The organism is Pedobacter miscanthi, from assembly GCF_032678605.1.
Taxonomy (GTDB): domain Bacteria; phylum Bacteroidota; class Bacteroidia; order Sphingobacteriales; family Sphingobacteriaceae; genus Pedobacter; species Pedobacter miscanthi_A.
Map to the genome: position 1 here is coordinate 24,587 of NZ_JAVTSU010000003.1, position 11,798 is coordinate 36,384.

Annotated in this window: 8 protein-coding genes; 6 read left to right on the top strand and 2 right to left on the bottom strand. The window is 38.5% G+C overall.

Annotated elements, in window-relative coordinates; all coding sequences use genetic code 11:
* The first annotated feature begins 17 nt into the window (after nt 1–17).
* Nucleotides 18–326 (top strand): hypothetical protein, encoded by a 309-nt coding sequence (locus R2R28_RS05235; protein ID WP_316824652.1) that lies wholly within the window; start codon nt 18–20, stop codon nt 324–326.
* 21 nt (nt 327–347) lie between these two features.
* On the opposite strand, the gene R2R28_RS05240 is transcribed toward R2R28_RS05235, so the two are convergent.
* Entirely contained in the window at nt 348–2,702 is a 2,355-nt protein-coding gene (locus R2R28_RS05240) for a mechanosensitive ion channel family protein (RefSeq protein WP_316824653.1), read from the bottom strand.
* A gap of 1,059 nt (nt 2,703–3,761) precedes the next feature.
* On the opposite strand from R2R28_RS05240, the gene R2R28_RS05245 reads away from it, so the two are divergent.
* From R2R28_RS05245 to R2R28_RS05265, 5 genes are all read left to right on the top strand, one after another.
* Nucleotides 3,762–4,025: a hypothetical protein gene (locus R2R28_RS05245; RefSeq protein WP_316824654.1), complete on the top strand. Its 264-nt coding sequence runs from the start codon at nt 3,762–3,764 to the stop codon at nt 4,023–4,025.
* Nucleotides 4,026–4,115: 90 nt separating this feature from the next.
* Complete coding sequence (locus R2R28_RS05250; RefSeq protein WP_316824655.1) at nt 4,116–5,159, top strand: BF3164 family lipoprotein; 1,044 nt, start codon at nt 4,116–4,118, stop codon at nt 5,157–5,159.
* 2 nt (nt 5,160–5,161) lie between these two features.
* Nucleotides 5,162–5,722, top strand: coding sequence for a hypothetical protein (locus R2R28_RS05255; protein WP_316824657.1), 561 nt, complete (start codon nt 5,162–5,164; stop codon nt 5,720–5,722).
* A 9-nt stretch (nt 5,723–5,731) separates the two neighbouring features.
* On the top strand, nt 5,732–6,562 hold the full coding sequence (locus R2R28_RS05260; RefSeq protein WP_316824658.1) for a GLPGLI family protein: 831 nt from the start codon (nt 5,732–5,734) through the stop codon (nt 6,560–6,562).
* A 116-nt stretch (nt 6,563–6,678) separates the two neighbouring features.
* Nucleotides 6,679–9,276 carry a hypothetical protein gene (locus R2R28_RS05265; RefSeq protein ID WP_316824659.1) on the top strand — a complete coding sequence of 866 codons (2,598 nt, stop codon included), beginning with the start codon at nt 6,679–6,681 and terminating at the stop codon, nt 9,274–9,276.
* A gap of 588 nt (nt 9,277–9,864) precedes the next feature.
* On the opposite strand, the gene R2R28_RS05270 is transcribed toward R2R28_RS05265, so the two are convergent.
* A complete protein-coding gene (locus tag R2R28_RS05270) occupies nt 9,865–11,736 on the bottom strand; it encodes an amidohydrolase (RefSeq protein ID WP_316824660.1) in 1,872 nt (623 codons plus the stop codon).
* Nucleotides 11,737–11,798 lie beyond the last annotated feature (62 nt).

The following is an 11,798-nucleotide window of genomic DNA, read 5'->3' on the forward strand; positions in this document are numbered from 1 at the left end:
AACCAGAGCAATAAAAAATGAGTACAAAAAAGTCCCTGTTAAAGCAGATATTAGCACGTTTAGCCTTATTGATATTGCCGTTATTGGGAATATACCTATTGATGGAGTTTTTTTACGATCCTCATGCGCGATGCACGGGAAATGAACATCACCATACCATGGGACCGGTGGGCTATGTAATTCTTGCCGCCGCTGTAGTAATATTTTGGGTTTTAGCCATCATTTTCGAACAGATCTTGAGGTATTTTAAAAAGGACAGGAAAATCTCCTTCCTGATCATATTTTTGTTCCTAATTGTAATTATCTCTATTGTTTTTTTTATCTAAAACCCGATTTATCTGTCCAGATTATAATATTTCAATCCCTTTCTGTTCAAATGTTTCAAAAATCTGCGCATTGATCATGCTTTTAGTCAGATCGGCCTTTGAAATATCTTTGCACCAGAAATAAACATTGATTTTGCTATTTAGTTTGCTCACTGGGCTGATCATAATCACGGGTTCTTTGCTGATAAAAACGTTGTTGTTTTCGGTAATAATTTCTCTGATCAGGTTTACCACATCAGTAGTATTAAATGGCTTGGCGATTGATAATGAAATGTTTACCCGCATCTGGTTATTGCTCAGTGTCCAGTTGATGATGTTGTTGGATAAGATGGCTCCATTAGGGATAATGATTTCTGCACCTTCATCGCTAAGCAAAGTGCTCGCACGCACGCCGATTTCTTTTACGCGACCTTTTTTATCACTCAGTTCAACAATATCACCAATACGAATGGTCTTGTCAAAAATAAGGATGATGCCCGAAACAAAATTGCTGACAATATTTTGTAAACCCAGCCCAATACCCACACCTAAAGCCCCAAGAATCACCGTAATTTTATCAATAGGCAGACCAGAGGCCGCAACCGCAATTAAAAAGCCACCAATGAGTAAAACCAAACGTGTAACCAGCAATTTAGATCGTTCGCCTTTATTGTCGTCAAAACTATCGTCGCCTGTATCGCCAAAGAAATAGGCAATGTATTTTTGTAAGAAATTGGCAATCCAGATGATACCAAGGAATAGCACCACCCCTCCAAAAGTGAAAGAGAAACTGCCGATAATTCTTTTTTCGGTAAGGATTTCCATCACCGATTCGTAAAGTCCGTTAAAAATATTCAGATTGGTGGTAAATATTACAAACCAAATGATGGTTGCGCCAATGCCTGTAAGCCTTTTCAAACCGGCAATTACCGGCTGCCAGTCAAAATATTCAGGAAATCCTTTGCGGATCCGACTGCTTTTCATCTGCAACAAAAAAGCTTCTACCAGCACTTTGGCCAGGATGGTAAGCGATATTGCATTTAATAAGGAACTCACCCCGGTTGAATAAAAAACCTGTGTTAAGGTAAAACGGCCAAACAAATTGCAAAAAGTAGCTATAATGGCAAATGCCGTATAGATAAATCCTGTGATTACAATCATTCTGTATCTTTTCGTTTTTTCATCGAGTATCTTCCAGACCATAACACCGTAGGCTACCGAACTCACTGTTAAGAAAATCAGGAGCCACCTTTGGTATCTTGGCGGCATGCCCAAAAGGCGGAGAAAAACTGGTGCAAGGAGCAGTATTACAAAAATGCACCAATAGTAAAATAATCTTTTGCCTAGTTTTTTGCGGAAAAATGCGGTAAGCAATATTGCCAATATCACCTGTACCGCTTCTATATACAGTGCTGGTGCCCTGAGGTCGAAGATAGGGGCCAGGGTAAATAGCGTAATAAAAGTAATCAGGTAAGGCTGGGGACTGATTAGCGAAAAGCCGTCAAGGGTTTCTAATCGCCCACGCTGCTTCACACTCCTGAAATTAAAAAACACCCAGAAAAAAAATACAGCGCAGGTAAATAGTAAAAGCAACCGGCTGCTGCGGGTGTAAACAAAATAATAGCCTGATATTTCCTGTTCTCCTTTGATAAACTTGCGGAAGCCCATACTTTTATTGGCCGCTTTATTTACCGATTCCCAAAGATAACGGCGTTCCTTGCCAAAAGCCTTTATGCTGACCGCTTCTAACTGGTTATCAGTAAGGTACATTAGCTCTTTGATGTTGATCAGGTTGGCTGAAGTCCTCGCCTGGAAATTATTGATCGTTAAGGTCGTGTTCTTAAGCAGGCTATCCATTACAACCCGTTTTTTTCCCAGTTCGGCAAACTGATCCTTGAACAGGACACGAACCGTAGGCGAGGTAAATAATTTGATCAGCACCGTATCTTTTCGTAGGTTAAGGATCTCAGTTTTCAATGCCCGAAGGTCCCTTTCATACTCATCCAGATCTGCCAGACAATCTTTATTGTTACTTCGAAGCTCTTCCAGCAAAGTTTGGTCCATTTGCAGGTTCTGCAGGTTTAAATTGCGGTCGCTTTGCGTTAACCTACTCTTTAGCAAGGCCAATGCTGCCTCATCTTGTGTTAAATGAGCCCCAATGGGCTTTAATTTCTTAAAAGAAGCAACGGTAACCGGTACTTTGTTAACTGTTTCGAACACCTTTTCCAGATGGGCAAGGTAATCGCCTTTGGTCAATGTTGCCGAGTCTGCAAGTATCGATACATCTTGCCCTTTAGCTTCCTGACTGCTTTTCTGGGCAAATAAGTTACCCGCAAAAAGTAGGGTAAAGAAAGTTAACAAAGTATAGGTGATTGTAAAAAGTCTTCTGATAATCATTGATTTTGAACAGTATGAATGTGCCTTGATAAAAACTCATTTCTCAAAAATAGGGATTAGAATTGGTTTTATTTATCCTTAGTAAAGCGATTGTGTTAATATGGAGTCACTTGAATCAAAATTAATGCCTTTCTTTATGGAAATTAACTAATTTCAATTAACTTTCAAATGGAACAACTTCATAATCCTTCTGGATGGTGTTTATACATCCTGAGTTTTTGTGGAGGGCACATTTGGCCAAAAGGTAAGGTATTACAAATATTAATTCTTCAGCTATTCGGCTAATGAAGCCCTGTACCTTTCAGACACAGACGATATTATGGTAACTGCCCTCATTCAGCAAATGAAAAATGAGTATAATGCCAATCTTGATCGTTTAAATTAGGCAGTACTGTTCATCTTTGCTTTTACAGTCAATAAAATAATATTATAACTTACAACTTGAGTTAATTAATATAATCTTAATAGAAACTGACGATCAGCACAATAGAATCAAACTGATACCAAGATTCAATCCTAGCTAAGCCATACTGCCAAAAGCAATCAATTATTTCCAGAGCTTAGTATACCAACTTTATAATTCGTCATCCAATGTTGCCTTTTCAATTAATATTAACAAAAAGCTACTATCATCGGTTAATTTATAGCTAAATAAATGTTTAGCATAAGTTAACTTTGTTTATAGTTGATATGGTTTAGCCACAAAATTGACAAAACACATATACAGTATAGGGCAAGGAAAATCTACTTCAATACTTTAAAAAAAATACAAGACATAGGAGTAAAAAGACAGTTCTAAACGCTAAACTGGCGTAATAAATGAAATTTACTGACAACCTCAAGCTACTCGATCTTGAAAGATGCGCTCTTATCTGATCGTATTATACCTTGCTGTTAAAACAAGGCTTTGACGATATCAATTTTTGAAGCTATTAGTCTCTGAGCTAATTGATGAAAAAAAGGAAGCTACTAAAAACTGTTCATGATAGCATAAATAAATATAACAAATTGTTTACCATAATTCTTTATATAAATTAACTTAAAAACCAATTAAATTTTATGAAAAAGCTTACAAATTTAAAAAGACTGATGCTTGTAGCCGGAGTTACAAGTACCATGTTAACTGGTTTGATCTCATTTCAAGCAATGGCTCAAGGTAATGATGATCCTGTACCTGCACCAGGCTGTCGTTTTACAGGTATTGAAAGTGACTACTGCGTTGTTGTGATAGGTGGGGGACTTTGGGGTGTCACAAGTTGCTCAAACAATTCAGGAGGATCTGATTGCGGCTACATAACCCCTCCCGGCCCAACTGGAGGATAGAACTTCCCATCATAATCAAAAATTAAAAAGCTGTGTCAAATACTGAGACAGCTTTTTAATGTTCAAACACTAACCTTACTCTCAAAAATTATGCTCAAAAATTTATCTTTTATTTTAGTAATAATTATTTTCTGCAGTTGCTCGGGCAACAAAACATCAGCTCAAAATAGTAATTCATTTAATAAATTTGGTCAGGAAGTAGATTCAAAACCTGAATTTTATCTGCACTTGACAAATAATCAAGCCAATAAAATGTATCTGTACGAAGATTTATTGGTGATCAGGAATACCAAACAGACGGCTAAGAATTTCTTTTTTAACATATATAATCTAAAAACCAGAAAATTGGCGGATAGCCAGTTCAAAATGGGGGGCGAAGCTAACGAGATACTAAGTCCATTGGCTACAGGACTAAATAACAATTTATTATGGGCTTACGATATCAGTGCCAGCAAAGTTGCAGTACAACCATTGAAGCAAACTCTGGCAAATCATAAAAACAAGGAGTTCAAAATTAATGCCCTGATGTATGCTATGCAGCTTGCTGATACTCTTCAGGCATTTGTCAATGGTGATTACAGTAAAAGTTCTAAAGTACAATTGATCAATCTCGCAACCGGAAAGATTGTTAAAGAATTGGGCAATTATGGTGAAACACCAAAAGGTGTGAATCAAGTAACGTGGCGAAACGCGAACGAGAATTTTTTATTTCTGCAACCCAAAGGCCAGGCTCTTGTTTCGGCATATAGATTTACGGATAAGATTGAAATATTTAATCTATCAACCGGCAAAAGCAAGGTGATATCCGGACCAGAAAATTATCAACCCGAATTTAATGAGGCAAAATTGGGATCCAATAATTACAGGGCAGAAAGAAACGAAAAAACAAAATTTGCTTTTGTAAACGGTTGCGTAACGAACCAGTACATTTACCTTTTGTATTCTGGCAATAACCATATGAGTGAAAATCTTGATTACGGCAAAGCCATATTTGTATATAACTGGAATGGAAAGCCAATAGAAAAAATCAACCTACCTTCATACATTTCCTGTTTTACAGTAAAAAATGATAAAGAAGCCTATGTCTTTGAGGTAAAAGATTCATCCATCAAGAAAATCGATTTAAATCTATAAGTATGGTTGACCGTTATGTATACAAATGTATTTTTATACTGGCCCTAATGTGTCTATTTTCCTGTGGCCAATCGCAAAAATATATACCAGGTCAGGGGCTCATCAAAAAAGCTTTATTCGTTCCCGAAAAATTAGTGGTATATACGCCATTTGAAAACTACCTGCTCGATAGCACGCAAATTGCAAAAAGCCCGTTTAAAATTTATGTTTCCATAAATTTTTCCTGCCCTACCTGTATTGAAAAAGTTAATAAATGGGCAGCTATCGTGCCTCAGATCAAAGCAGGAAGAAATATACCTGTTATAATTATCGCAAATACTGACGATGATTTTATGTTGATAAAATACTTGATCAAGAAAAAGGCAATAGCAAAATTCCCGTATCCGTTTTTTCTAAATAAAACAGGAGATTTTACAGCAAAAAACGATGTGATCAGCAAGAGTGCTGAAATGGATGCAGTCCTTACCGATCAAGAAAATACGATTATATATCAGGGGAATCCCCTTAAGTCTCCGGAAGCAAAAGAACGATTTTTACAAAAAATAAGAGAGACACAAAAATAACTATACCCTATGAAGCATATTTTTTTTATCACCACCCTTATTTTGAGCATTTCCTGGCAAGCAAAAGCACAAAACCATCCTAAAGAATCTATTGTATTAAACGTTATCTATCAGGTTGTTCATATAAACAATCTAAATGACAGGGATAATCCTACAAAAACAGATATGGTTTTATCTGTTGGTAAAAATAGCAGCAGGTATGTTAAGGCAGAAATTTATAATAGATCCCTCATACCCATTCCCAAAGCAGCCCCGGGAATGAAAATGATGTCCGGCACCCCAATAGTGAAAGTAAATAAAGAAGGTGGTATTATTAGCGAGACCTATTTTCAATGGCCAGCGGAAAATAGGCTGGATATAAATGCAAGCATTGGGAATAAGGATTATTCAACAAACACCGCTCTTACCAAAATTAACTGGAAGATAGTGGGGGAAACAAAAAAAATAGGTGATTTTGATTGTCAAAAAGCTGTTGGTGATTTCGGCGGCAGGACTTACACTGCCTGGTTTGCAGCTGATTTGCCATTCCGGAATGGTCCCTTTAAACTGTGGGGATTGCCAGGGTTAATTTTGGAAGCAGAAGATAGCAAAAAAGAAGTACGCTTTCTATTTAAAGATATCAATAAAGAAACCGATTCAGCCAAAAAAGTTGAACCACTGGGATCAAAGCCGATAAAAATAAGTACAGAAGATTATATTAAAGCGAAAAAAGCATATCAAGAAAATCCTGATGCCTATATGCAGTCCCAACTGCCGGTGGGTTCTAGTAAGGTGAGAAAATATAAAGAAGATAGTGGTGATGATTCAAAAAAATTCCTTCCAAATCCTATCGAACTTTAAGGCCACCAAAGCAAATAATGAAGCTCTTACCAAAATTATATTATGTATTACTGGTAAAATGTTTTTTACTGATTTGTACCAATCGATTGTACGCGCAGGATCAACCGATTTCCGGTGTGGTGAAAGATTTTGGTGGAACATATCTCCCAAACGTGAGTATATTGTTGCAGAATGAACAAAACCTAATAATAGCCTCGTGTTACACCAGCGATAAGGGTGCCTACAGCCTGGCATTACCAAAGGGGCTAAATAGGCAGGCTACGTTATTTGTTTCCGCAGCTTGCCTTGGGTTTAAAAAAAAGCGATTTCAATTCATGCCGGGTAAGTTAAAATATGATTTTGTATTAGAAATTGACCCAATAATGTTAAGCGAAGTTAAAATACAAAGAAAACCAAGCATCACTAAAAGTGGAGACACATTGAGTTATGAAGTGAATAGCTTTGCCCGGACAGAAGATAGAAGCATCGGAGATGTAATCAGTCACCTACCCGGAGTAACTGTTGACAATGACGGAAGAATATCATTTAACGGAACCGCCATAGCAAATTTGTTTATAGCTGGAGATGATCTGATGGATGGACGTTATGGGTTGGCGACAAAATCCATCTCAAAAGATATGATCAAAAGCGTTGAAGTACTAAAGAATCACCAGCCCATAAAAGTCCTCAAAGATAAAGTACTTACTGATGATGTATCAATGAACTTAGTGCTGAAGGATGACAAGAATTTTAAGATTTCTGGGGAAGGAACACTTGGCCTTGGCATTCCCTCGAAACTGGATGCCACCGTAAACTTGATTGGGCTTAATAAGACCATTAAAGTACTAAACAGTTTGAAGGCGAACAATACCGGCGTAGATTACAGAAATGACTTTAAAAAATTAAGTTCAAATACATCTTTCAATAGCGATGATTTTTCAAAGCCTGGCTTTATTACGAATGCGGGCACAACGGGTATGCCGGATCTGCCTCGAAACAGTTATTATATTAATAAATCGGGAGCAATTAACCTCAATAACTTAGTCAATACTAAGAAGGAAATTCAGTTAAGAGTTAATATCCAGGGTTTTTTAGACAGAAATTCCCTATTTCACAGAAGTAATGTCATAAATTACCTTCCGGAAGATACCATCGGGTATAGTGAACAACAGATTGTTACACAGAAAACAGCCCAGATAAATACCGGACTTTCGGTTGGCAAAAATACAGCAAAACTTTTTTTTAATAATAGTACGAACATCAACCTAAGCCGGGACCAATATCACTCCCCCCTAAAATTTAACGGACTTGACTTTAACCAGGTATTAGACAACACAGAATATGCTTTTTCCAACAGTTTTAGTTATATACCGCGGTTGAAAAAGGGCATGGTTTTCAGTCTGAAGTGGAATCTGGATTTGTTCTCCAATCCTCAGAATCTCTTTATCGATGAGGGGATAAATCCACAAGTCATCAATGACAATCTGCCTTACAAAAGCCTAAGACAACAATCTGAAATCCCTACATTTTTTTCAGATATTTCTTCATCTTTAATTATCCCCAATACCCATGTTAAACAAAGCTATCAGTTAGGGATTTCAAATGAAATTAAACAATTAAACAGCAAGATCAGCATTGTTGAACTAGACAATAAAGAGGCTGACTATAAGGAAGATGCCGGCAATGCACTCGAATGGAAAAATAATAAAATTTATTTTAAGCCAAACCTAAGCTTAAAAACAGAACTCTGGCAGGTCATACTTACAGCACCTGTTCAGTTTCAAGAAATTTACTATAAGCAGGCAGACTACAGTCTCAATAGTAATTTCCTTCAGTTAACAGTCAACCCGAATGCAAGCATAAATTTAAAAACCAGCGATGAAAATTACATCAATGCAACTCTTAATTACACCAATAATGTCGGGGATATTAATAGTATTTACAAGGGAAATATTTTAACAAACTATAGGACCCTCAATAGTAACAATACCGACCTTCAGGTAAAAAAAAGCTGGGGGCTGGGCGTAAAGTATCACTTGGAAAAATCCATAAGTTTGGCTATAAGTAATGTCGGATTCAATTATAATGAAATTTTGGCTAACACGATTGCATTTACTTCAATAAGAAATGATATTCAGCAAACAATACTTGTGCCTCTAAAAAACAAAAGCACCAGGACTTCCGCCAATTTAGATTTCAGTAAGTATTTTTTTGATCTTAAGGCCAAGATACAAATATCTGCAAATTATAGCAACCTAAAAACAAATCTGTTCCTAAACAACCAATTACTGCCATATGCCAATAACAACATAAATTTGTCTTTTGGCTATGATTCAAAAATATTAAACAGGTTCACCTTAAACTACAATTTTCTTTATCAATTATCAAAAACTAAGCAAAAAGCCGATGAAGCCCTCCAGTTCACCTCATCGGTACAACGACTTAACCATTCATTAAGCTTGGGTTACAATATAAAAGAAAGATTTTTTTGGGAAGCCATCAGTCAATACACAGTTAATAACCTAGCAAATAACACCCTCTCAGATTTCTTTCTTATAAACAGCAACCTTAAATACAGGGTATTGGTACCAAGGTTAGATCTGAGCCTGGAAGTTAGTAATCTTTTAAATAGAAAATCCTATAACGTGACTTCCTTAAATTATAACCAATTCGGTGAAAGTATTTTTGACATTAGAGGGACAATGGTTATTTTTCGTTTAAGCTATATATTCTAATCCGGCACTACAATTGGCTTATTACACTCATACTGTCAAAGAATAAAATTAGACATAAATGAACATGTTGATTTCTTAGCCCTTCAGAAGCCAAGGTTAAAATGCCAGCTATAACATAGTGAATGTGCCAATAGTTACGTTTCATCCATTCGTCAAAGACATAGTGCATGTACAGGTTGGCAAGGATTGCTCAATTACCGAGCCCTGTGGAACCCCTTGACCCCGCTCTATGAGTTTTTTTTCTTAGCCATTTTTCAATGTACAGCAGGACCCACCTTTCGGACGTATGGCGCTTAATGGCTTTCAACAGCAGGTCATGATCTATCGTATCAAAGAATTTGCTTACGTCTAAGTTAAGTGCTCAATCGAATCGCCAGCACCGTTTCATTGCGGTTTCTACTGCCTGATGTGCTGAACGGTTTGGCCGATGGGCATAGGAGTCTTCGTGAATTTATAATTAAATATCTGAAATTCAGTACAATAAACCAAATTTAATAGATGAAAAATTATTATTTTTTAACAAAAAAGAGACTGCCTTTTTGAGACAGCCTCATTATCGGAGTCAAGTCTTATCGTTATTTGTTGATCTTATAGATCTCTATCATCCGGACCCTGGTGTACCTGCACGCCGCCTAGCCAGGTTTCCAGTACCGGAATGTCCCGCATTTTCATATATTGTGATTGTGGGGTGGTCATGGAAAGCGGATCCTTGGCCAATACAACAAAGTCGGCAAAGTAGCCTGTGTCAAGTGATCCTACCCACTGATCGGCGTAACATTGCCATGCAGCATCATAAGTCACTGCTATCAGGGCCTGCTCTGGAGTCAAACATTCAGCAGCATTTAAAACCAACTCTCCCGGTTCCTTCTCCATTATCCGGGTGATAGATTGCTCCATCATCCTTAAAGGCCCCAATGGGCTAACCTCATTGTCGCTATGGAGCGTAATCCGCATGCCAGCAGCCAGGGATGATGCGCAAAGATCCAGCATCTGCGCCTTTGTACTGCCAAATATCACTTTGCTGAAAGCATAACCCCAGTAACCCACGTGACCTATCAGAAAACTTGGTGAAACCGCCATCTGGTACATCGTGGTAATCTGCTCAGCTGTAAGCAGCGAGCAATGTTCTATTCGGTTGCGCCGTTCAGGGCCACTGTATCCCGAAAGGGCGTTCTGGTAAGCTTCTATTGCAAATGTTACCGCCTGATCCCCGTTGGCATGGATCATCATCGGCCATTGCAGTGCTATCACATTTTTGATCAGATCGCCGTATTTCCGCGGTAGATCTGTCGCTGGCTTAGCCAAAGGAAAATTAAATATCCCCGTATTATTGATAGGGTCACAGTTATAAGGGGTACTCTGATAACCGGTAAGCCCTTGGTTCGAACCATCCGAAACCACCTTAATATGTCCCTTGTAAACCGGGCTGTAGCTTACCGGCGGTTTGTAGGTGTCAAGTTTATCCACTTCTTTCTCGTTGGAAACAAGCAGTGCGCCACCCGTCCTGACAAGCTCGGGATAGGTGGCTGCGTAGCCGGTCAGTAACTTCGAAAAATTGTCATTCAGCCCAGCATCATACATGAAAGTGACCCCCCGTTTGTTTGCGAGTGTAAAAAGTTCGGTCAGATAGCTATTGATGTTTTCGGCCATTATAGAGACCTGTCCTTTGATGGTGGCGAGTGCGGGTGCCATCTCTTTGTTTTCCTGTAACTGCCCCTTCATAGCAGCAATGTAGGCATCGACCGATTCATACCTTATCTTTATTTCTGGATTGTTCTGATAAACATAGTTAAATCCCGCAGTGTTCAGATACAGGGTATGCATTGATGCGCTCAGCAACATCATAGGGATTGCAGTATTGACCCCATCGAGAACGGTATTATCAATGGTCAGCAGCTCGGGGGTGCCATTATCGTTCAAAAAGGGCATCAGTGAAGGGTCCAGTCCTTTTCCCAAAATCACAAAGTTGGGATCGACCGGAATGTGCCTGTTGATTACCGCTGTGATCGACTCAAGATCATACTTTTTCTTTAGCTTCTGGCCTTCGAAAGGACCTACATCAGCCCATTCCTTCATCATGGCCGTAGGTACCATGTGTACATGCGGCTCAATAAGCCCAGGAAGCAGGGTCTGGGTACCAGTTAATTCTTTGGTCTGGTACGACGAGGGAAAATTCTGGTCCATATATGCTGAAACACTGGACTGCGTACCACTTACTACGACATTTCCGCCCGACATCCCGATCGCTTCAACGGTTTCGGTTAAGCCTCCGATCATCGGACGGATTATTCCCCCATAGATCAAAAGTGTCTTTGGCTCCTGCCCAGGGCTGTTGCCAGGGCCAGGTTTTATTTTTGCAAGATTTTCGGCGCTGAACAATTCCTCTTTGAGAATTTCCAGGACAGGGTTGTTACAGGCGCATTGTGCGCAGCCGTGATGGTGGTCATGTTGTTTTTCCATTGTCAAGTGACGTTTTTAGATAATGATTGAATATTTTATACTACGGTTAAGTATCACCAAAA

Coding starts and splice junctions, on each gene's coding strand:
- R2R28_RS05260 (WP_316824658.1), top strand. CDS start 5,732: ATGAAGCATATTTTTTTTATCACCACCCTTATTTTGAGCATTTCCTGG.
- R2R28_RS05245 (WP_316824654.1), top strand. CDS start 3,762: ATGAAAAAGCTTACAAATTTAAAAAGACTGATGCTTGTAGCCGGAGTT.
- R2R28_RS05240 (WP_316824653.1), bottom strand. CDS start 2,702: ATGATTATCAGAAGACTTTTTACAATCACCTATACTTTGTTAACTTTC.
- R2R28_RS05270 (WP_316824660.1), bottom strand. CDS start 11,736: ATGGAAAAACAACATGACCACCATCACGGCTGCGCACAATGCGCCTGT.
- R2R28_RS05255 (WP_316824657.1), top strand. CDS start 5,162: ATGGTTGACCGTTATGTATACAAATGTATTTTTATACTGGCCCTAATG.
- R2R28_RS05250 (WP_316824655.1), top strand. CDS start 4,116: ATGCTCAAAAATTTATCTTTTATTTTAGTAATAATTATTTTCTGCAGT.
- R2R28_RS05235 (WP_316824652.1), top strand. CDS start 18: ATGAGTACAAAAAAGTCCCTGTTAAAGCAGATATTAGCACGTTTAGCC.